Origin of the sequence: Modestobacter sp. SSW1-42, from assembly GCF_046635825.1 — a bacterium.
Lineage (GTDB): Bacteria > Actinomycetota > Actinomycetes > Mycobacteriales > Geodermatophilaceae > Modestobacter.
The window spans coordinates 604,062-624,928 of record NZ_JBISCA010000004.1; the positions used below are offsets into that span (position 1 = coordinate 604,062).

The 20,867-nt window shown below is 75.0% G+C and carries 17 protein-coding genes and 1 tRNA gene; 12 read left to right on the forward strand and 6 right to left on the reverse strand.

What is annotated here, in order from left to right; all coding sequences use genetic code 11:
• Window positions 1-72 precede the first annotated feature (72 nt).
• From mfd to ACGBYP_RS17180, 3 genes are all read left to right on the forward strand, one after another.
• A complete protein-coding gene (mfd, locus tag ACGBYP_RS17170) occupies window positions 73-3,621 on the forward strand; it encodes a transcription-repair coupling factor (RefSeq protein WP_411586017.1) in 3,549 nt (1,182 codons plus the stop codon).
• A 130-nt stretch (window positions 3,622-3,751) separates the two neighbouring features.
• Window positions 3,752-4,657, forward strand: a complete 906-nt coding sequence (locus tag ACGBYP_RS17175) for a MazG family protein (protein ID WP_411586018.1) — start codon at window positions 3,752-3,754, stop codon at window positions 4,655-4,657.
• 133 nt (window positions 4,658-4,790) lie between these two features.
• Window positions 4,791-6,065 (forward strand): mechanosensitive ion channel family protein, encoded by a 1,275-nt coding sequence (locus ACGBYP_RS17180; protein ID WP_411586019.1) that lies wholly within the window; start codon window positions 4,791-4,793, stop codon window positions 6,063-6,065.
• Here the strand turns inward: ACGBYP_RS17180 and ACGBYP_RS17185 are convergent.
• On the reverse strand, window positions 6,056-7,027 hold the full coding sequence (locus tag ACGBYP_RS17185) for a hypothetical protein (RefSeq protein WP_411586021.1): 972 nt from the start codon (window positions 7,025-7,027) through the stop codon (window positions 6,056-6,058). The two genes, ACGBYP_RS17180 and ACGBYP_RS17185, sit on opposite strands and share 10 nt — an antisense overlap.
• 76 nt (window positions 7,028-7,103) lie before the next feature.
• Between ACGBYP_RS17185 and eno the strand changes: the two genes are divergently transcribed.
• From eno to ACGBYP_RS17205, 4 genes are all read left to right on the forward strand, one after another.
• Entirely contained in the window at window positions 7,104-8,390 is a 1,287-nt protein-coding gene (gene eno / locus ACGBYP_RS17190; protein WP_411586023.1) for a phosphopyruvate hydratase, read from the forward strand.
• A 7-nt stretch (window positions 8,391-8,397) separates the two neighbouring features.
• Complete coding sequence (locus ACGBYP_RS17195) at window positions 8,398-8,925, forward strand: septum formation initiator family protein (RefSeq protein ID WP_411586025.1); 528 nt, start codon at window positions 8,398-8,400, stop codon at window positions 8,923-8,925.
• Between the two features lie 175 nt (window positions 8,926-9,100).
• Window positions 9,101-9,697: a DUF501 domain-containing protein gene (locus ACGBYP_RS17200; RefSeq protein WP_411586026.1), complete on the forward strand. Its 597-nt coding sequence runs from the start codon at window positions 9,101-9,103 to the stop codon at window positions 9,695-9,697.
• Window positions 9,694-10,614: an exopolyphosphatase gene (locus tag ACGBYP_RS17205; RefSeq protein WP_411586027.1), complete on the forward strand. Its 921-nt coding sequence runs from the start codon at window positions 9,694-9,696 to the stop codon at window positions 10,612-10,614. Before ACGBYP_RS17200 ends, ACGBYP_RS17205 begins: the two co-directional genes overlap by 4 nt.
• 42 nt (window positions 10,615-10,656) lie before the next feature.
• Here ACGBYP_RS17205 and ACGBYP_RS17210 read toward each other — a convergent pair whose 3' ends face one another.
• Complete coding sequence (locus ACGBYP_RS17210) at window positions 10,657-10,965, reverse strand: DUF4235 domain-containing protein (RefSeq protein WP_411586029.1); 309 nt, start codon at window positions 10,963-10,965, stop codon at window positions 10,657-10,659.
• Window positions 10,966-11,026: 61 nt separating this feature from the next.
• Between ACGBYP_RS17210 and ACGBYP_RS17215 the strand changes: the two genes are divergently transcribed.
• From ACGBYP_RS17215 to ACGBYP_RS17225, 3 genes are all read left to right on the forward strand, one after another.
• Complete coding sequence (locus tag ACGBYP_RS17215) at window positions 11,027-11,788, forward strand: uracil-DNA glycosylase (RefSeq protein ID WP_411586030.1); 762 nt, start codon at window positions 11,027-11,029, stop codon at window positions 11,786-11,788.
• Window positions 11,789-11,798: 10 nt separating this feature from the next.
• Window positions 11,799-11,872, forward strand: a tRNA-Leu gene (locus ACGBYP_RS17220).
• 117 nt (window positions 11,873-11,989) lie between these two features.
• Window positions 11,990-12,814 carry a Bax inhibitor-1/YccA family membrane protein gene (locus tag ACGBYP_RS17225; RefSeq protein ID WP_411586031.1) on the forward strand — a complete coding sequence of 275 codons (825 nt, stop codon included), beginning with the start codon at window positions 11,990-11,992 and terminating at the stop codon, window positions 12,812-12,814.
• 146 nt (window positions 12,815-12,960) lie between these two features.
• Here the strand turns inward: ACGBYP_RS17225 and ACGBYP_RS17230 are convergent, their stop codons facing one another.
• Complete coding sequence (locus tag ACGBYP_RS17230) at window positions 12,961-13,977, reverse strand: SGNH/GDSL hydrolase family protein (protein WP_411586032.1); 1,017 nt, start codon at window positions 13,975-13,977, stop codon at window positions 12,961-12,963.
• An 88-nt stretch (window positions 13,978-14,065) separates the two neighbouring features.
• Here ACGBYP_RS17230 and ACGBYP_RS17235 point away from each other — a divergent pair, with 88 nt between their 5' ends.
• Entirely contained in the window at window positions 14,066-15,424 is a 1,359-nt protein-coding gene (locus ACGBYP_RS17235; protein ID WP_411586034.1) for a DUF2252 domain-containing protein, read from the forward strand.
• Window positions 15,425-15,430: 6 nt separating this feature from the next.
• Here ACGBYP_RS17235 and ACGBYP_RS17240 read toward each other — a convergent pair whose 3' ends face one another.
• The 3 genes from ACGBYP_RS17240 to ACGBYP_RS17250 all read right to left on the reverse strand — a co-directional run bounded on the left by ACGBYP_RS17240 (window position 15,431) and on the right by ACGBYP_RS17250 (window position 19,487).
• Entirely contained in the window at window positions 15,431-15,895 is a 465-nt protein-coding gene (locus tag ACGBYP_RS17240) for a GNAT family N-acetyltransferase (RefSeq protein ID WP_411586035.1), read from the reverse strand.
• 129 nt (window positions 15,896-16,024) lie between these two features.
• Complete coding sequence (locus tag ACGBYP_RS17245; RefSeq protein ID WP_411586037.1) at window positions 16,025-18,022, reverse strand: VWA domain-containing protein; 1,998 nt, start codon at window positions 18,020-18,022, stop codon at window positions 16,025-16,027.
• Between the two features lies 1 nt (window position 18,023).
• Complete coding sequence (locus ACGBYP_RS17250; RefSeq protein ID WP_411586038.1) at window positions 18,024-19,487, reverse strand: sigma 54-interacting transcriptional regulator; 1,464 nt, start codon at window positions 19,485-19,487, stop codon at window positions 18,024-18,026.
• Between the two features lie 79 nt (window positions 19,488-19,566).
• Here ACGBYP_RS17250 and ilvA point away from each other — a divergent pair, with 79 nt between their 5' ends.
• The gene (gene ilvA, locus ACGBYP_RS17255; protein ID WP_411586039.1) at window positions 19,567-20,793 is read left to right on the forward strand and encodes a threonine ammonia-lyase; all 1,227 of its coding nucleotides are present in this window, start codon (window positions 19,567-19,569) and stop codon (window positions 20,791-20,793) included.
• Window positions 20,794-20,867: the final 74 nt, after the last annotated feature.

Consider the following 20,867-nt stretch of genomic DNA (forward strand, 5'->3'; position numbering starts at 1 on the left):
GTTAACCTGGGACTCGGCCCCCGCGCGCACCCGGCGCGCCGTGTGCGGCCCCAGAACCAGGAGTCTCCTGTCGTGAGCTTGCGCGGCGTGCTCGACGTCGTCCTGACCGACCCCGGCATGGCCTCGGTGGTGCAGCACGCGGGGTCGGCCCAGCTGGCGGTCACCGCCCCGCCGTCGGTCCAGCCGCTGGTGGCCGCCGCGCTGGCGGCCCGCCGTCCCGGGGGCGCCGCCGTCCCGGTGCTGGTCGTGACCGCGGGCGAGCGGGACGCCGACGCGCTCGCGGCGGTGCTGCGCTGCTTCGTGCCCGACTCCCGGGTCGAGGTGTTCCCGGCGTGGGAGACGCTGCCGCACGAGCGGCTGAGCCCCCGCGCCGACACCGTCGGCCGCCGGCTGGCCGTGCTGCGCGACCTGAGCCACCCCGGCCGAGGTGGCGGCATCGACGTGCTCGTCGCCCCGGTGCGCAGCGTGCTGCAGCCGCTGGCCCCCGGCCTGGGCGACCTGGTGCCGGTCGAGCTGGCGCCGGGCCAGGCCGCCGAGCTCGACGACGTGGCGCAGGCGCTGTCCGACGCCGCCTACGTGCGGGTCGAGCTGGTCGAGAAGCGCGGGGAGTTCGCCGTCCGCGGTGGCCTGCTCGACGTCTTCCCGCCCACCGAGCAGCACCCGGTGCGCGTGGAGTTCTGGGGCGACGAGGTCGACGAGCTGCGCTACTTCTCGGCCGCCGACCAGCGCTCCCTGGACGCACGCCCCGAGCGGCTGTGGGCCCCGCCGTGCCGCGAGCTGCTGCTCACCGACGAGGTGCGCGCCCGCGCCGTCCAGCTGGCGGTCGACCACCCCGAGCTGGCCGAGGTCGCCGGCAAGCTGGCCGAGGGCATCGCCGTCGAGGGCATGGAGTCCCTCATCCCGGCGCTGATCGGCGGCGAGGCGATGCAGCTGCTCACCGACCTGGTCCCGGCCGGCACGCACGTGCTGGTCTGCGACCCCGAGCGGGTGCGCAGCCGTGCTGCGGACCTGGTGCGCACCGCCGAGGAGTTCCTCGCCGCCTCCTGGCAGACCGCCGCCGAGGCCGGCCAGGCCCCGATCGACCTGGGCGCCTCCTCCTTCCAGGACCTCGGCGACGTCGAGGACGCCGCCCGCGGCCGCGGCCTGTCCTGGTGGACCACCGGCACCTTCACCCTCGCAGCGGAGGACGACGACCAGCACGTGACGCTGGGGGCCACCGGCGTCGAGCGGTTCCACGGTGACCAGGCGCGCGCCTTCGACCAGCTGCGCAGCTGGGGCCGCGAGGGCTGGCGGGTGGCGCTGACCTTCGCCGGCCCCGGCCCCGCCCAGCGCGCCGCCGACCAGCTCACCGAGGCCGACCTGGGGGCCCGCCTCGTCCCCGGGATCGAGGAGGTCCCGACCGCCGGGGCCCCGTTCGTCACCCAGGGCGACCTGGAGGCCGGCTTCGCCTTCCCGTCGGTCGGGCTGGCGCTGCTGACCGAGGGCGACCTCACCGGCCAGCGCGGCACCTCGATGAAGGACGCCACCAAGATGCCGGCCCGCCGGCGCAACGCCGTGGACCTGGTGCAGCTGCAGCCCGGTGACCTGGTGGTGCACGAGCAGCACGGCATCGGCCGGTACGTGGAGATGGTCAGCCGCACCGTGCACGGCGGCCAGCGCGACTACCTCATCGTCGAGTACGCCCCGGGCAAGCGGAACCAGCCGCCGGACCGCCTCTTCGTGCCCACCGACGCCCTCGACCAGCTCACCCGCTACGTCGGCGGCGAGGCCCCGGCGCTGTCCAAGCTCGGCGGTGCGGACTGGCAGAAGACCAAGAGCCAGGCGCGCAAGGCGGTCAAGCAGATCGCCGCGGAGCTGATCCGGCTCTACTCGGCGCGGATGGCCAGCAAGGGCCACGCGTTCGGCCCGGACACCGTCTGGCAGCGCGAGCTCGAGGACGCCTTCCCGTTCCAGGAGACCCCCGACCAGCTGGCCGCGATCGACGAGGTCAAGGCCGACATGCGCCAGCCCGTGCCGATGGACCGGATCATCTGCGGCGACGTCGGCTACGGCAAGACCGAGATCGCCATCCGCGCGGCGTTCAAGGCGGTGCAGGACGGCAAGCAGGTCGCCGTCCTCGTGCCGACGACGCTGCTCGCGAACCAGCACTTCAAGACGTTCTCCGAGCGGATGGCCCAGTTCCCGGTCACCGTCGCGGTGCTGTCGCGGTTCCAGTCGACGACCGAGTCCAACGAGACGCTGCGCAAGCTCGCCGACGGCGAGGTCGACATCCTGGTCGGCACGCACCGGCTGCTGCAGCCCACCACCCGGTTCAAGGACCTCGGGCTGGTGATCGTCGACGAGGAGCAGCGCTTCGGCGTCGAGCACAAGGAGTACCTGAAGACGATGCGGACGGCGGTCGACGTCCTGTCGATGTCGGCCACCCCGATCCCGCGCACCTTGGAGATGAGCCTCACCGGCATCCGCGAGATGTCGACGATCCTCACCCCGCCCGAGGAGCGGCACCCGGTGCTGACCTACGTCGGCGCCTGGGAGGACAAGCAGATGGCCGCCGCCATCCGCCGCGAGCTGCTGCGCGACGGCCAGGTGTTCGTCATCCACAACCGGGTGCAGTCGATCGACAAGGCCGCGGCCAAGATCCGCAACCTGGTGCCCGAGGCCCGCATCGCCGTGGGCCACGGGCAGATGAAGGAGCACGAGCTCGAGAAGATCATGGTCGGCTTCTGGGAGAAGGAGTACGACGTCCTGATCGCCACCACGATCGTGGAGTCGGGCCTGGACATCCCCAACGCCAACACCCTGATCGTCGACCGGGCCGACATGTTCGGCCTCTCCCAGCTGCACCAGATCCGCGGCCGGGTCGGCCGTGGCCGCGAGCGCGCCTACGCCTACTTCACCTACGACCCGACGCGGCCGCTGACCGAGACCTCGGTCGACCGGCTGACCACCATCGCCAACAACACCGACCTCGGGGCCGGCATGGCGGTGGCGATGAAGGACCTGGAGATCCGCGGCTCGGGCAACCTGCTGGGCGGTGAGCAGTCCGGGCACATCGCCGGGGTCGGCTTCGACCTCTACGTGCGGCTGGTCGGCGAGGCGGTCAGCGACTACCGCGCCCAGGCCACGGGGGAGTCCCCGGCGGTGGAGCCGGCCGACGTCCGGGTCGACCTGCCGGTCGACGCGCACCTGCCGCACGACTACGTGCCCGGCGAGCGGCTGCGGATGGAGGCCTACCGCAAGGTCGCCTCGGTGCAGGACGACGACCAGGCGCAGGCCGTGCTCGACGAGCTCACCGACCGCTACGGCCCCGCGCCCGACCCGGTGCTCAACCTGCTCGCCGTGGCCCGGTTCCGCGCGGCGATGCGGGCGCTGGGGGTCACCGAGGTGTCGATGCAGGGGCGCAACGTCCGCGTCGGGCCGGTGGAGCTGCGCGAGTCGCAGGTGATGAAGCTGTCCCGGCTGGCCGAGGGGGCCAGCTACAAGGAGGCGGTGCGCACCGTCTCGATCAAGGTCCCCGTCGGGCCCGACCGCCGCACGCCGCTGCGCGACGTCGCCCTGCTGGAGAAGCTGCACGGCCTGCTGTCCGCCGTCCTCGCCCAGCCCGTCGCCGTCGCCAGCTGACGCACCCGCGCTCCCAGACGGTGATCAGGTCACCTGATCACCGTCTGTCCTCCCGCAGCAGCGTTGGTGAGGGAGGACAGACGCTGGTGCGGTAGGACGGCGGAGCGCCGGGCCGGGGGAGACTGGCGGCGTGCCGACCCCCACCTTCGTCACCGTCAGCCCGCACCTGCCCGGACTGCTGGGCCCGGCCGGCTGGCAGGCGGTCACCGCCACCGACCGGCTGGTCGCCCTGCCCGGCGCGGCCGCCACCGCGGAGGCGCTGCGCGCGGCCGGGACGGCGGTCACCGACCTCGCGGCCGTGACCGAGGTGCCCGCCGGCGCGGTCTGCCTGCTGACCCCGGCCGAGGTGCCCGAGGGCGCCGACGTCGTGGCCGGGGCGCCCGAGCCGCCCGGCGCCCGGCTGCTGGACGTCGTCGCGGTGATGGACCGGCTGCGCTCGCCCGGCGGCTGCCCCTGGGACGCCGAGCAGACCCACGCCTCGCTGCGCGGCTACCTGCTGGAGGAGGCGCACGAGGCCTACGACGCGATCGTCGACGGGGACCCGGTGGGGATGCGCGAGGAGCTCGGCGACGTGCTGCTGCAGGTGGTCTTCCACGCCCGGGTCGCCCAGGAGGCGCCGTTCGGGCAGCCGTTCGACATCGACGACGTGGCCGGCGAGCTGGTCGACAAGCTCGTGCGCCGGCACCCGCACGTGTTCGCCGACGCCGGGCCCCGGGACGTCGCTGCGGTCGAGGCCGGCTGGGACGAGATCAAGAAGGCCGAGAAGCAGCGCCGATCGCCCACCGAGGGCGTCTCCCGCTCCCAGCCGGCCACCTCGTGGGGCGCCGCGCTCGCCGGCCGCGCCGCCCGCGCCGGGCTGCCCACCCCGCCCGCGGCCGAGCTGACCGCCGCGGACCCGGCCGAGCTGGGCGAGCAGCTGCTGGGCACCGTCGTCGCCGCCCGGCAGCGCGGCTGGGACGCCGAGGACGCGCTGCGCGCCGCCGTCCGCCGCTATGCCGACGCCCTGGACGCCGCCGCGCACGCCCGCTCGACCTGAGGCGCGCCCGGCTGTGGGTGAACACACGGCCGGGACGGCGGTCGGGCACAGCAGTCGCACCTAGCGTGGAGGGCTCCGGCCAACGGCGTGCCCGGTCGTCCCGTCCCCGCCACCCGCCAGGAGCTGCTGCCGCATGCCCGTGCCCTCCCCGACCCTGCTCGCCGCCGAGGACGCCGTCTCCGAGGTGCTCCCGCAGTCGACCTGGCTGCTGCTCCTGGTCGTGGCCGGCGCCGCGCTGGCCGCCTGGATCGTCGCGGTGGGCATCGGCCTCGTGGTGCGCCGCGTCGCCGGCCACAGCGCCGCGGGCGCCGACCTCACCCGGCGCGGCCGCCGTCCGCTGCGGGTGCTGCTGGTGCTCATCGCGGTCACCGTCGTGCTGGACTCGGCGACCGGTGTGGGGGAGTGGCGCAACGTCGTCGTCCGGGTGCTGGGGCTGGCGCTGATCGCGGTGGTGGCCTGGCTGGTCGCGGTGGCCGCGTTCGTGGTCGAGGACCTCGCGCTGGCCCGCTACGACGTCGACGTGGTCGACAACCGGCACGCCCGCCGGGTGCGCACCCAGGTGACGCTGGTGCGCCGGCTGACCGTCGCGGTGCTCGCCCTGCTCGCGATCGCCGGGATGCTGCTGACCTTCCCCGCGGCGCGGGCGGCCGGGACGTCGATCCTGGCCAGCGCGGGGGTGCTGTCCGTCGTGGCGGGCCTGGCCGCGCAGACCTCGCTGGCCAACGTCATCGCCGGGCTGCAGTTGGCGTTCACCGACGCCATCCGGGTCGACGACGTCGTGGTCGTGCAGGAGGAGTGGGGGCGGATCGAGGAGATCACCCTGACCTACGTCGTCGTCCACGTCTGGGACGACCGGCGGCTGGTGCTCCCCTCGACGTACTTCACGACGACGCCCTTCCAGAACTGGACCCGCACCGAGTCCGCCGTCCTGGGCTCGATCGAGATCGACGTCGACTGGACGACGCCGTTCGACGAGATGCGCGCCGCCCTGGACCGCATGCTCGACGAGAACAACCTGTGGGACGAGCGGGTCAAGGTGCTGCAGGTGACCGACGCGGTCGGCTCGGTGATCCGGGTCCGCGTCCTGGTCAGCGCCAAGGACGGGCCGACGCTGTTCGACCTGCGCTGCCAGGTCCGCGAGGCGCTGGTCGTGTGGCTGCAGCGCGAGCACGGCGCCTCGCTGCCGCGGGTGCGCACCGAGGGCGTCGGCGGGTTCGGCGTCGAGCGCGTCCTCACCGCCCCGGCGCCGGGGGCCCCGGACGCCGTCAGCTCGCCGAACGCCGGGCTGTTCACCGGCAGCGTCGAGGCCCGGGAGCGGTCCAAGGCGTTCGCCGGCCCCAGCCCCGAGGAGCTGGCCGAGCGGTCCCGCAACACCGCCGAGTCGCGGGAGGAGCCGGCTCAGCCCTGAGAGGTGGCGCGGGGGTCGGAGCCCAGCAGCTGGGGGAGCCAGAACAGCACCCCCGCCGACAGCGCGCTCGCGGCCAGGAAGCCCAGCACCCCACTGCCGTCGACGTAGGCCCACAGCAGCCCGAGCACCGGGGCGAGGAAGGGCAGGACGCCGTCGGCCCGCGCCTGCCGCGCCATCCCCAGCTCGACGGCGTCCGGGACGACGGCGGCCTGCCGCACCTGCCCGCGGGGCTCCCTGCCGCGCAGCCGGCCCGAGGGCCACACCTCCGCGCCGTCGAGCACCGGCAGCACGAGGCGGCTGCGGGCCGGGTCGCCGTGCACGGTCACCCGGCTCCCGGCCGGCAGCCGGTCCAGCTCCGGGGCCCAGTGCACGGGCAGCCAGCGCCGTCCCGCCGGCGTCTCCAGCTCCAGCCAGCTGCGCACCAGCAGGCCCTGGGCGACCACCAGGTGGGTGGCCGGCACCGTCGTCACCGGGCGGCCGCGCAGCCGCGGCCGGCCGAGCAGCCGGGCCAGCGTCAGCCCGGTGACCACCAGCAGCACGAGCGCCACCAGCACCAGCCCGAAGACGACGTCGCGGACGGCGGCGTGCGCGGCGTCCCCGTCGGTGTGCACCAGCGCCCGGGTGCCGGCCGGCGCCGACGGGTCGTACCGCACGGTCAGCCGCGCGCCCACCGGCACGGGCAGCGGCCGGGGCAGCTCGACCAGCCCGGTGCGCTGCGCGCCGGCCGCGTCGGGGAAGGAGACCTCCAGCCCGCGGCCGTCGGGCGCCGTCCCCGTCGCGGTCACCGTGGCCGTGGCGGTCGCGCCCGCCGCGGCCAGCGGCTCCCGCACCGGCCCGAGCCGCACCCCGAGCGCGACCAGCAGCAGCAGTCCGACGACCAGCACCGGCACCAGGCCCAGCCGCAGCTGGCGGACGGCGCGGCGGTGCGGTCGTGGTGCGGGAGGGGGAGCGGGCGGCGTCATCGCCGGTCATGGTCCCAGGCGGGCAGTTCCGGCGCGGTGTGTCCGTGGGCCCGCCGGGCTGGTTAGGCTGCGGACCGTGGCCAGCATCGAAGCCGTAGGCGCCCGAGAGATCCTCGACTCACGAGGCAACCCCACCGTCGAGGTCGAGGTCGCCCTCGACGACGGGACGATCACCCGGGCCGCCGTGCCCAGCGGTGCGTCCACCGGAGCCTTCGAGGCGGTGGAGCTGCGCGACGGCGGCACCCGCTACGGGGGCAAGGGCGTGACCCAGGCCGTCGACGGCGTCCTGGACGTCATCGGCCCCGAGCTCGTGGGCTTCGAGGCCTCCGAGCAGCGGCTGGTCGACCAGCGGCTCATCGACCTCGACGGCACCCCCGACAAGTCCCGCCTGGGCGCCAACGCGATCCTCGGCGTCAGCCTCGCCGTCGCCAAGGCCGCCGCGGAGTCCTCCGGCCTGCCGCTGTTCCGCTACGTCGGCGGCCCGTCGGCGCACCTGCTCCCCGTGCCGATGATGAACATCGTCAACGGCGGCGCCCACGCCGACAGCAACGTCGACGTCCAGGAGTTCATGATCGCCCCGATCGGGGCGGCCTCCTTCGCCGAGGCGCTGCAGGTCGGCACCGAGACCTACCACGCGCTCAAGGCCGTGCTGAAGAAGCGCGGGCTGTCCACCGGCCTGGGCGACGAGGGCGGCTTCGCCCCGTCGCTGCCCAGCAACCGCGACGCCCTCGACCTCATCGTCGAGGCCGTGCAGAACGCCGGCTACACCGTCGGCACCGACGTCGCCTTCGCCCTGGACGTCGCCGCCAGCGAGTTCCACAGCGCCGAGGGCTACGCCTTCGAGGGCTCCACGAAGACCTCCGACCAGCTCGTCGAGTACTACACCGGCCTGGTCGACGCCTACCCGATCGTGTCGATCGAGGACCCGCTGGACGAGGAGGACTGGGACGGCTGGGTCGCCATGACCGCCGCCCTGGGCAACCGCGTGCAGCTCGTCGGCGACGACCTGTTCGTCACCAACCCCACCCGGCTGGCCGACGGCATCGCCCGGGGTGCGGCCAACGCGCTGCTGGTGAAGGTCAACCAGATCGGCACGCTCACCGAGACCCTCGACGCGGTCAACCTGGCCCACCGCAACGGCTACCGCAGCATGATGAGCCACCGCTCGGGCGAGACCGAGGACACCACGATCGCCGACCTCGCCGTGGCCACCGACTGCGGTCAGATCAAGACCGGTGCCCCGGCCCGCAGCGAGCGGGTGGCCAAGTACAACCAGCTGCTCCGCATCGAGGAGGAGCTGGACGACGCCGCGCGCTACGCCGGCGCCGCCGCGTTCCCGCGCCTGGCCGCCCGCCAGGGCTGACCTGCGCATGAGCTCTGCCCGCACCCGTCGCGCGCGGTCCGGTGGCACCCGCCGCCGGACCGCGTCGCGGCCGGTGCGGGCAGGCTCCCGCGGTGCGGCCGACAGCCGCCCGGGCCGGCGCACCACCCGCAGCCCGGCCCGCACCGCGCCCGTCTCCCGCGGCCCACGCTTCACCGGCCGCGCCGTGCTGCTCGCCGCGATGGTGCTGCTGCTGGCGCTGACCCTGGCCGGGCCGTTGCGGCAGTACGTCGCCGGCCGCCAGGAGCTGGCCGAGCTGGCCGCCGAGCAGGCCGCGCTGTCGCAGCGCGCGGCCGACCTGCAGGCGCAGCTGGACCAGCGCGCCGACCCCGCCTACATCGAGCAGCAGGCCCGCGAGCGGCTCACCCTCGTGCCCCCGGGCAGCCGGCTGGTCATCGTCGGTGACGCCGGCGACCCCGGTGACCAGGCCGAGGCGCCCGCCGACGTCCCCGACCCCGGCGCCCCGCTGCCCTGGTACGAGGCGCTGCTGGGCTCGGTCGCCGCCGCCGACGGCTGAAGGACCCTCGCCCCCGGCCCGTCCCGGGGCTCGTCCCGAGCGTGCCAGGGATGAGCAGGACGGGGTCCTGCCACTCGCGGCGGGACCCTGCACGGGGGCCGGGCGCGGGTCCCTGCGAGGGGCTCGGACGAGGGGTCGTGTGCGCCGTCGGGCCGGCGTCCCGCAGACTCGGGGGGTGAGCGAGCGTGCGAGCGGAGACGTGGCCGGCCCCGACGGACCCGGGCCGGTGGTGGCCCCGCCGTCCCCGCCGGTGACCGCCGACGAGCGCGCCGTCATCGCCCGCCAGCTCGGCCGCCCGCCGCGCGCACTGGTCGGGGTGGCGCACCGCTGCCCGTGCGGTCAGCCCGACGTCGTCGAGACCTCACCGCGGCTGGAGGACGGCACGCCGTTCCCGACGCTGTACTACCTGACCTGCCCGCGGGCGACCGCGGCGGCCAGCCGGCTGGAGTCCGCCGGCCGGATGCGGGAGTGGCAGGAGGAGCTGGGCACCGACCCGGAGCTCGCCGCCGCCTACCTCGCCGCGCACGAGAGCTTCCTGGCCACCCGCGACGCCCGCGACGTGCTGCCCACCCGGGCCACCGCCGGCGGCATGCCCGACCGGGTCAAGTGCCTGCACGCGCTCGCCGGCCACGCGCTCGCCGCGGGCCCCGGCGTGAACCCCATCGGTGACCGCGCGGTCGCCGAGATGGGGGAGTGGTGGGCCGCCGGCCCGTGCGCCCAGTCTCCTGGACCCACCCAACCCGCCCCACACGACCCGGAGGACGTGCGATGAGGGTCGCCGCCATCGACTGCGGCACCAACTCGATCCGGCTGCTGGTCGCCGACGTGCCGCCCGAGGGCCCGGCCACCGACCTGCTGCGCCGGATGGAGGTCGTCCGGCTCGGCCAGGGCGTCGACGCCACCGGCCGGCTGGCGCCCGAGGCGATCGAGCGCACCCGGCTGGTGCTGGCCGAGTACGCCGCCCAGGCCCGCGAGCTGGGCGCCGAGCGGGTGCGGATGGTGGCCACCAGCGCCAGCCGGGACGCCGCCAACCGGGCCGACTTCGAGCAGATGGTGCTCACCACCCTCGGGCAGCTGCCCGACGTCGTTCCCGGGGTGGAGGAGGCCGGGCTGTCCTTCCTCGGCGCGACCGCGTCGCTGACCGGGATCACGGCGCCGTACCTGGTGGTCGACATCGGCGGCGGGTCCACGGAGTTCGTGCTCGGCGACGCCGGGGGCGTGCGCGCCGCGCGGTCGGTCGACATCGGCTGCGTCCGGCTCACCGAGCGGCACCTGCGCAGCGACCCGCCGCCGCCCGACGAGGTGCAGGGCGCCGAGGCCGACATCCGGGCCGCGCTGGCGCTGGTCGCCGCCGAGGTCCCGGTGGGGGAGACGGCGACGCTGGTGGGGGTGGCGGGCACGGTCACCACCGTCGCGGCGCTGGCGCTCGGGCTGCCCGCCTACGACCCCGACGCCATCCACGGCTCGCGCGTCCCCGTCGCCGCCGTCCGCTCCGTCGCCGCGGGGCTGCTCACCGCGACCCGGGCCAAGCGGGCCGCGTACCCGGTCATGCACCCCGGCCGGGTCGACGTCATCGGCGCCGGCTCGCTGATCCTGCGGGTGGTGATGGACGCCTTCGACCTCGACGAGGTCGTCGTCAGCGAGCACGACATCCTCGACGGCATCGCCCTCCGCCTCGCCCGCGACTGACCCCCGGAGGGCCATGTTCGCGAACATGGCCCTCCGGGGGGTTCAGGCGGCGCTGTCGGCGTTCATGTCCGGGGGCAGCTCACCGGTGATCGCCTCGTAGATCGAGGTGGCCGCGCGGGCGGCCACCAGGCGGCCGGCGGCGACGAGCACACCGGAGACCGCGGCCCAGGCCAGCGCCTCGCCCCAGCCGACGCCGGGGGCGGCCGGGTTCTTCGGCGGCGGGTAGCCCCGCACCTGCTCCCAGGCCTTGTCGGCGAGCTTCTTCACCACGATCCCGGTCGGGACGGCCAGCCCCAGTCCGAGGGCCTTGTAGAGCGCCGGCTCCTTCTCGTCCTGCTTCTTCTTCGCCACGTCCCGATCCTGCCCCAGGGCGCCCGCACCGCGCCCACCGGTCGCGTGCTCTGCTTGGGCCATGGCACGCGACGCCGACGGCTTCCCGGTCACCCGCAGCGCCGGTGGGGTGCGGCGCGGCGCCGCCGGGTCGCGGGAGCTGGCGGTCCTCGACGAGCGGATCTCCGGCTGCCGCGCCTGCCCCCGACTGGTGGCCTGGCGCGAGGAGGTCGCCGTGGTCAAGCGGGCCTCGTTCCGGCACGAGGAGTACTGGGGCCGCCCGGTGCCCGGCCTCGGCCCGGCCGACGCCCGGATCGCCGTCGTCGGCCTGGCGCCGGCCGCGCACGGCGGCAACCGCACCGGCCGGGTCTTCACCGGCGACCGCAGCGGCGACTGGATCTTCGCCGCGCTGTGGCGGGCCGGGCTGGCCAACCAGCCGACGTCGGTGCGCAAGGACGACGGGCTGGAGCTCACCGACGTCCGGGTGTGCGCCGCCGTCCGCTGCGCCCCCCCGGCCAACGCCCCGACGCCGGAGGAGCGGGACACCTGCTCGCCCTGGCTGGCCCGCGAGCTGGCGCTGCTGCCGCGGCTGCGGGTGGTCGTCGTCCTGGGTGGGTTCGGCTGGCAGGCGCTGTGGCCGGTGCTGGCCGGGGCCGGGGTGCCGCTGCCCCGGCCGCGGCCGGCCTTCGGGCACGGGGTCGAGGTGTCGCTGACCGGGCCGAACGGGCCGCTGACCCTGCTGGGCAGCTACCACGTGAGCCAGCAGAACACCTTCACCGGCAAGCTCACCGAGCCGATGCTCGACGCCGTGCTCGGCCGCGCGAGGGAGCTGGCAAGCTCGTGAGCAGCGACGAGCCCTCGTAGCCCAATCGGCAGAGGCAGGCCCCTTAAAAGGGTCCCAGTGTCGGTTCGAACCCGACCGGGGGCACTCGTGCGGGTGACCGCGGCGGCGCGGGAACTGTCCGCCCCCACGTGGCGTTGGAACAGACAGCGTGGGGCGTACACACAGCCCCACGGCCCGACCAGTCACCTCGAGGAGATGACGATGCCCAGCAGCAACCCGGCCTTCAGTCGGGGCTTCGCCGCGGCCGGCAACAGCCCGTACGCCGGCTGGGGCGCAGGCCCGCAGCCGACCCCCGGCGCGGCGCCCACCCAGTACGACCCGTACGGCAAGCCGGTCCAGTCGCCGTACGCGGCCACCGACCGGGCCTACATGACGATGGACGACGTCGTCACCAAGACCGGCATCAGCTTCCTGGTCACCGTGCTCTCCGCGGCCGTCACCTGGGCGGTCCTGCCGCAGGAGCTCGCCTGGGGCCTGGCGCTGCCGGCGGTCCTGGTCGCGTTCGTGCTGGGCATGGTGATCTCGTTCAAGCAGATCGCCAACCCGGCCGCGACGCTGGCCTACGGCGCCCTGTACGGCGTCGCGCTCGGCGCGATCAGCGAGGCGTTCAACGACATCTACCCCGGCATCGTCATGCAGGCGCTCATCGGCACGTTCGGCGTCTTCGCCGGCATGCTGGTCGTCTACAAGACCGGCGCCATCCGGGTCACCCCGAAGCTGACCCGCTGGGTCGTCGGCGCCCTCGTCGGTGCCCTGGTGCTCACCCTGGTCAACGTCGTGGTCGGCCTCTTCACCGACGGCGACCCGCTGAACCTGCGCGACGGCGGCCCGGTCGCCATCGGCTTCAGCCTGCTGATGATCGGCATCGCGGCGTTCATGCTGCTGCTGGACTTCGACGCCGCCGACGAGGCCATCCGCCGCGGCGCCCCGCCGAAGTTCGCCTGGTACATCGCCTTCGGCCTGCTCGTCACGGTCGTCTGGCTGTACATGGAGATCCTGCGGCTGCTGAGCTACTTCCGCGAGTGAGCTGACACCTGCACCAACCGACCGTGGCCCGGTCCCCGCGAGGGGGCCGGGCCACGGTCGTGTGCGGGGTCCGCAGACGTCGACGCGTGGTCGCCCAGGACGGCGCGGCGGGCAGCCACCCGCCGATGATCGACGGCGAGGCAGGCTCAGGAGCCGACGGGCTCCGTGGGGACCTGCGCCTGGTCGGCCGCCGCGATCTCCGTGGGAGCCCGCCGGCGCAGCCGCGCCCAGGGACCGCGCGGGCCGCTCTCGGACCCGCGGACGGCGGTCGGCTGCACCTCGGTGCCGGTGCGCCCGGCGGCCTTGGCGGCGGCCTGCGCGATCGGGCGCACGGTGTTGCGGCGCAGCCGCAGCCCACGGTCGAGCGCGGCCGGCCAGACACCGAGGGAGTCCGCGACCGAGGGCAGCAGGACGGCGGCCGCCGCGGCGTACCCGGCCGCCGAGGGGTGGAACTCGTCGCTGCTGAACATCGACCGGTCGCTGGCGAACGCCGGCCCGAGGACCGAGCCCAGTGACACCGTGCGGCCGCCGGCGGCGACCACGGCGATGGTCTGGGCGGCGGCCAGGTTGCGGCTCCACCGGCGGGCCAGCAGCCGCAGCGGCTGCCGGATCGGGCGGATCGTGCCCAGGTCGGGGCAGGTGCCGACGACGACCTTGCAGCCGGCCCCCTCCAGCCGCCGCACGGCCTCGGCCAGGTGCGCCACCGACGTCGCGGGCCGGGCGCGGCTGGTGACGTCGTTGGCGCCGATCATGACCACCGCGACGTCGGGGTGCTCGGCGAGCGCGAGGTCGACCTGCGCGGCGAGCCGGGCCGACGTGGCGCCGGACACCGCGAACTTCGCCAGCCGCACAGGGCGCTCGGCGAGCTCGGCCAGCGCCGAGGCCAGCAGCACGCCGGGTGTCTCGGCGGCGCGCTCCACGCCCAGCCCGACGGCGCTGGAGTCACCCAGCACGACCATCACGATGGGCCTGCCGGTCCCGCGCCCGTAGCGGCCGTTGCCGGTGGGCGGGTCGGCCTGGGTGCGGTGGGACTGCACCGTGCGGCGGGCCGCCCGGGCCTCCTCGCGCAGCAGGGTCACCAGTGCGGCACCGGCCAGCCCGACCCCACCGCCGCCGTAGACGGCACCCGTCGCCAGCCGGCGGGCCCTGCTCGCTCGCGTCACGCGGTCCCGCCCCCCTCCACCGGCCCCGCCGTCGCGTCCTGCGTGCGGAGCACCGTCTCCCACGTTAGTTGCCCCCTACGGTGGAGTCGTGGCCGACCGAGCTGACCTCACCCCTCCGAACGACGACGCCGACCGCAGCCAGCAGATCATCGACGTCCTGGTCGACGCCTTCTCCGACCTGATGGCCGCCGACGCGGACGCCTTCCGGACCAAGTTCCGCAAGATGGCCGCCGACCCGTTCGCGTTCTACCGCGGCTCGGCCTGCCTGTTCTACGCCGACATGGCGACGCTGGAGGACCGCTGGAGTGACGAGCGGACGGCGCGGGTGTGGATCCAGGGCGACCTGCACGCCGAGAACTTCGGCACGTACATGGACGGCGAGGGCCGCATCGTCTTCGACGTCAACGACTTCGACGAGGCCTACCTGGGGCACGTCAGCTGGGACCTGCGCCGGTTCGCCGCCAGCTTTGCGCTGCTGGCCTGGCGCAAGGCACTGGGCGACGACGTCATCGGCGAGCTGCTCGGGGTATTCCTCGGCTCCTACCTCGACCAGGTCGGGGCGTTCACCCGGTCGGACGAGGACCGCTCCTTCGCCCTGACCCGGGACAACACCGAGGGTGCGGTGCACGACGTCGTCCTGGCCACGACCGCCCGGACCCGGATCGGCCTGCTCGACCGGGTCACCGTGGTGGAGCGCTACGAGCGGCGGTTCGCCGACCTGCCGCGCAACCGGCGCCTGGACGACGACGAGCGCGCCGAGGTGCTGCACGCGCTGGACCGCTGGAAGGAGACGGTGCACCCGCCGCGGCGCAAGCGCGACGTCGCCTACGGCGTGAAGGACGTCGTCGGCACCGGCGGCTTCGGCATCGGCAGCGCCGGGCTGCCCGCCTACAGCGTGCTGATCGAGGGGTACGACCAGGCGCTGGAGAACGACGTCGTCCTGTCGCTGAAGCAGGGCAACGTCGCAGCACCCAGCCGGATCGTCCGCGACCCGGAGATCAGCGGCTACTTCGAGCACCACGGCCACCGGACGGCGGTGAGCCAGCGGGCGCTGCAGGCCAACGCCTCGCAGTTCCTGGGGCACACCGAGATCCGCGGGGTCGGCTTCGTGGTGCAGGAGCTGTCGCCCTACGAGAGCGACCTGGACTGGGAGGACCTCACCGAGCCCGACGAGATCGCCGCGGTGCTGGCCCAGCTGGGCCGGGCGACGGCGAAGCTGCACTGCGTGGGGGACGCCGACAGCGACCACACGCTGGTGCCGTTCCAGACCGAGGAGGCGATCAGCGAGCTCATCGGCGGCCGCCGGGAGGAGTTCGTGGCCGACATGGTCGCCTTCGCGCACTCCTATGCCCGGCGGACCCAGGACGACCACCGGCTGTTCGTCGACGCGTTCCGGGCCGGGCGCATCCCGGGGATCAGCTCCAGCGGGGCGCACCCGACGGCGTGACCCTGCTCAGCGGATCGGCAGCTCGATGACCATGCCGCGGTGCGGCCCGACGGGGCGCAGGTCGTACTCCTCGGTGACGCTGGTGAAGCCGATCCGCTCGTAGAAGCCGACGGCGGCACCGCGGGCGTCGCACCAGACCAGCTGCCCGCCGCGCGCGGCGACCCGGGACAGTCCCTCGGCGACCAGCGCCCGGCCCACGCCCAGCCCGCGCACCCGCGGGTCGGTGGCCATGCCGCGCAGCTGCCAGGAGCCCTCGCCCTCGCGCCACGGGCAGTCGCGCGGGTGGAAGCGGACGACGCCGACGACCTCGCCGTCCTCGAGCCGGGCGGCCAGGTGGAGCGTGTACGGGGCGTCGTCCTCGTCGATCTCGGCGGGCCGGCCCTGCCGCAGCTCCTGGACGCGCAGCGGGTAGGTCGTCGCGGCATCGACCTGCTCGATCGTGATCGTCCCGGTGGGTGCCTCGCTGCTCACGCCGTCCATCTTCCCCGACGCGCCGCCGGTGGCCCCGACGGTGATCAGGTGACCTGATCGAAGACTGTCCTCCCGCACCAACGCTGGTGAGGGAGGACAGATGGTGATCAGGTCACCTGATCACTGCTCCTAGCGGCCGCGGCGTCCCCTGCGGGCGCGGAGGTAGTCGGCGACCACGTACTCACCGAGCCGGTCGCTGGAGGGCTGGAACACCCGGCCGCCGGCCCGCGCGGTGATGTCGTGCACGAACTCCACCAGCCCGGGCTCCGGGTCCAGGGCGAAGACGTTCATCGTCGCCCCGGAGCGGGCCACCTTCTCCACCTCGGCGACCGTGCGGGCGATCGTCTCGGGCATCGGCGGCCAGCAGAAGTAGGGCGTCCCGTCGTCCTCCAGGTGGGCGGTCGGCTCGCCGTCGGTGACCACCAGGACCACCGGCTCGGCGTCCCGGTGCCGGGCCAGGAACCGGCGGGCCAGCATCAGCCCGTGCTGCAGGTTGGTGCCCTGCAGGGTGTCGACGCTGAGCTCGGCCAGCTCCTCCGGGCGCAGCACCTGCGCGGTGGAGGAGAACCCGATGATCTCGATGGCGTCCTGCGGGAAGCGGGTGGTCACCAGCGAGTGCAGCGCCATCGCGGTGGACTTCGCGTCACCCCACGTGCCGCGCAGCGCCATCGAGTACGAGAGGTCGACCAGCAGCGCGACCGCGGCCCCCGTGCGGCGCTCGGTCTCGACCACCTCGAAGTCCTCGACGGCGATCTGCACCTTCCGCTGCCCGTCCGGTCGCGGCGCGCCGGCGCTGCGCAGGACGGCGTTGCGCACCGTCCGGACGACGTCCAGCGGCTGCTCGTCGCCGAACCGCCACTCCCGCGAGGCCCCGGTCAGCTCCCCGGTGGCGCCGGCGTCGGCGACGTCGTGCTCGCCGCGGCCGGTGGACGCCAGCTTCGCGAACACCCGCCGCAGCGCCGTGGCGCCCAGCCTCCGGACCGCCTTGGGCGACAGCTCGAGCTTGCCCTCGCTGCGGTTGAGGTAGCCCTGCCGCTCCAGCTCGCGCTCCAGCCGGCGCAGCGCGGCCAGGTCGTCGACGGCCGAGCGGCCCAGCGCCTGCTCCAGCAGCTCCTCGTCGACGTCGGCCAGCGAGGCGCCGGCGTAGCCCTGCGACAGCTGCTGGCTCAGCGCCTCGAGGTCGGCGAGCTCGGCGACGGCGCTGGTGGCGTCGCCCATGCCCAGCCCCTGCTCCCCGTCGGGCACCGGCCCGCCCTGACCCCACGGCAGGTCCGGGCGGGCCTGCCGCAGCGCGTCGTTGAGGTGCGCCATCTCGCTCTGCAGGCCCAGGTCGCCCATCGCCTGGCTCATCAGGTCCGAGAGCTCGGCGCGCTGCTCCGGCGACAGGCCGGCCATCATCCGCTGCTGGGCGGCGGCCCGGCGGGCGAGGGAGTCGATCAGCTCTTCGACCGACTCGGGGGAGTCGGGGAAGAACTCGCCGTGCTTGCCCATGAAGTCGGCGAACTGCTGGTCGGTGTCCTCGCCGCGGTTGTGCGCGTCGACGAGCGCGGACAGGTCGGCGACCATGTCCTTGACCGCCTGCATGCCCGCGCCGTCGCCGTCGGCCATCTGCTGCAGCGCCTGCTTCATGCCCTGGAACGAGCTGTCCAGGACCTCCTGGCGGAGCAGGTCCTGGATCTGCTGGTAGGCCTGCGCGGCCTCCGGCGAGCGCCACGGGTGGTCCTTGAGCGCGCGCACCGCCCCGGCGGTGTCCTGGGGGAGGGCGTCGAGCTCGTGCTCGGCCAGCCGGGCGGCGTCGTCCGGGTCGGGGAACAGCGCCGCCCGCTCGGCCTCCACCGCGCGGTCCAGCAGCTCCCGGACCTCCTCGAGGGTGCCGTCCATCCGGCCGGCCTTGCGGGCCTGCTTGAGCCGGTCGCGGACGTTGCGCCGCAGCTGGTCCAGGCCGCGGCGCCCGTCGACGCCGCGGCGCAGCAGGTCGCGCATCGCCTCCCGGACGCCGGCCCCGGCGAGCACCTGGTCGCCGATCTCGTCGACCGCGGCGGCGACGTCGTACGGCGGGGCGAGCGGGTCGGGCCCGCCGGTCCACTTGCCGTACCGGTACCCCCGTGGCCTGCGTGCGCCGGCCACGTCAGGCCCCGTAGACCGTGCGGGAGCCGTCGGTGTCCTTGGCCAGCCGCCGGGTCAGCCACAGCCCCTCGAGCGCGAACTCGACGGCGGCCGCGGCCTGCTCGGCGGACTCCTCGCCCTCGGGCACCCCGAGCCGGCCCAGCAGCTGGGCCAGGTTCGGCACGGTGCCCAGCTGGCCGAGCAGCCGGGTGGCCGGCACCAGGTCACCGGACTCGACGGTGTCGCCGCCGGTGAAGTGCTCCTGCAGACCGGTCAGGTCCAGACCGCCGCAGCGGGCCCGGAAGGTCTGCGCGGTGGCCTGCCGCAGCAGGTGCTCGAGCACCTCCAGGTCGCGGTCGTCGTCGCTGTCGGAGCCGGAGTCGGCGAACTCGACCTTGCCGCGGCTGGCCGGGACGATGCTGGGCAGGTCGACGACCCGGGCGACCGGCCGCGCCTCGCCGGCCACCGCGGCCCGCCGGACGGCCGACGCCGCGACGGTCTCCAGCCCGGCGATGGCGAACCGGGCGCTGACGCCCGACCGCTGGTCGACGTGGCTGGACTCGCGGACGAGCCGGGTGAACCGGGCGACGATCTCCACCAGGTGCTCGGGCACCAGCGGGGCGTCGAAGCCGTCGGAGCTCAGCCAGGTGGTCTGCGCCTCCTGGTGCAGCAGGCGGATCTCGTCGGCGAGCTCGATCGGGTAGTGGGTGCGCACCTCGGCACCGAACCGGTCCTTGAGCGGGGTGATGATCCGCCCGCGGTTGGTGTAGTCCTCGGGGTTGGCGCTGGCCACCAGCAGCAGGTCCAGCGGCAGCCGCACCCGGTAGCCGCGGATCTGGATGTCGCGCTCCTCGAGCACGTTGAGCAGCGCCACCTGGATGCGCTCGGCCAGGTCGGGCAGCTCGTTGATGCTGAAGATGCCGCGGTTGGTGCGCGGGACCAGGCCGTAGTGCACCGTCTCCGGGTCGCCCAGGGTGCGGCCCTCGGCGACCTTGATCGGGTCGACGTCGCCGATCAGGTCGCCGACGCTGGTGTCGGGGGTGGCCAGCTTCTCCCCGAAGCGCTCGCTGCGGTGCTGCCAGCCGACCGGGGTCGCGTCGCCGTGCTCGGCGATCTGGCGGTGCGCCCAGACGCTGATCGGGGCCAGCGGGTGCTCGTTGAGCTCGCTGCCGGCGAGGACCGGCGTCCACTCGTCGAGCAGGCCGACGAGGGTGCGGATCAGCCGGGTCTTGCCCTGGCCCCGCTCGCCGAGCAGCACCAGGTCGTGGCCGGCGATGAGGGCGCGCTCGACCTCGGGGACGACGGTGTCCTCGAAGCCGACGATGCCCGGGAGGGTGGGCTCGCCGGCGGCGAGCCGGGCGAGCAGGTTGGCGCGCAGCTCGGCCTTGACCGGGCGGGCGGTGACCCCGGTGGCGCGGAGCTCGCCCAGGGTCGTGGGAGCGGGAGAGGTGGGGGACTGCGAGGTCTGCGGTGCGGCGTCCGTCACCTCGACCACGGTACGACGCAGGAGTGACGGTCGGGTGTCCGTCGGCCGCGCCCGCCCGTCGGTGCGGGAGGATCGGGGCGTGGTCGCCCCGAGTGCAGTGCCCCTGGTCAGCGGTGCCGACGTCGAGGCGGCCGCCGTGCTCCTCGACGGCGTCGTCCGGCGCACCCCGCTCGAGCACTCCCGCGCGCTGGCCGACCGGGTCGGCGGGCCGGTGTGGCTCAAGTGCGAGAACCTGCAGCGGGCCGGCTCCTTCAAGATCCGCGGCGCCTACACCCGGATCGCCCGGCTCACCGACGCCGAGCGCGCCCGGGGGGTCGTCGCCGCCAGCGCCGGCAACCACGCGCAGGGCGTCGCGCTCGCCGCACGCGAGCTGGGTGCGGCGGCGACGGTCTTCATGCCCGAGAGCGCGCCGCTGCCCAAGGTGGCCGCCACCCGCGGGTACGGCGCGGAGGCCCGGCTCGGCGGGGCGACGCTGACCGAGGCGATGGTCTCCGCGGTCGAGTTCGCCGCCGCCACCGGCAAGGTCTTCATCCACCCCTTCGACCACCCCGACGTCATCGCCGGGCAGGGCACCGTGGGCCTGGAGGTCCTCGAGCAGTGCCCCGAGGTCGCCACGGTCGTGGTCTGCACCGGCGGCGGCGGGCTGGTGTCGGGGATGGCGGCCGCGGTCAAGGCCCGCCGTCCCGACGTCCGGGTGGTCGCCGTGCAGGCGGCGGCGGCCGCCGCCTTCCCCGCGTCGCTGGCCGCCGGGCACCCGGTGCAGCTGGCGTCGATGGCCACGATGGCCGACGGCATCGCCGTCGCCGCGCCCGGCGACCTGACGCTGGCCCACGTCGCCGGCCTGGTCGACGACGTCGTGACCGTGACCGAGGGCGACCTGTCGCGGGCGCTGCTGTTCTGCCTCGAGCGGGCCAAGCTGGTCGTCGAGCCCGCGGGGGTCGCCGCGGTCGCCGCGGTGCTCGCCGACCCCGGCGCCTTCGCCCCGCCGGTGGTCGCGGTCGTCTCCGGCGGCAACATCGACCCGGTGCTGATGATGAAGGTCGTCCAGCACGGCATGACCGCCGCCGGCCGCTACCTGTCGCTGCGCGTGACGGTCCCCGACCGGCCCGGCTCCCTGGCCGGGCTGCTGCGCGAGCTGGCCGGGCTGCGCGCCAACGTGCTCTCGGTCGAGCACGAGCGGACGACGCCGGCGCTCGACCTCGGCGAGGTGCTCGTGGGCGTCCACCTGGAGACGCAGGGCCCCGACCACGCCTCCGCCGTGCTCGCCGCGCTGTCGGCCGCCGGCTACCCGGTGAGCGTCGACTGACCCACCGATGAGTTCCCCCGGCGGCGCCGGTCTCCACCTCCGACCCGCCGCCGCGCCCGGTGACGGGCAGCCGT

Bases quoted from the DNA above. Each gene is read 5' to 3' on its own strand.
- ACGBYP_RS17215 (WP_411586030.1), top strand. From the start codon at position 11,027: ATGGCACGCGACGCCGACGGCTTCCCGGTCACCCGCAGCGCCGGTGGG.
- ACGBYP_RS17180 (WP_411586019.1), top strand. From the start codon at position 4,791: ATGCCCGTGCCCTCCCCGACCCTGCTCGCCGCCGAGGACGCCGTCTCC.
- ACGBYP_RS17205 (WP_411586027.1), top strand. From the start codon at position 9,694: ATGAGGGTCGCCGCCATCGACTGCGGCACCAACTCGATCCGGCTGCTG.
- ACGBYP_RS17195 (WP_411586025.1), top strand. From the start codon at position 8,398: ATGAGCTCTGCCCGCACCCGTCGCGCGCGGTCCGGTGGCACCCGCCGC.
- ACGBYP_RS17225 (WP_411586031.1), top strand. From the start codon at position 11,990: ATGCCCAGCAGCAACCCGGCCTTCAGTCGGGGCTTCGCCGCGGCCGGC.
- ACGBYP_RS17185 (WP_411586021.1), bottom strand. From the start codon at position 7,027: ATGACGCCGCCCGCTCCCCCTCCCGCACCACGACCGCACCGCCGCGCC.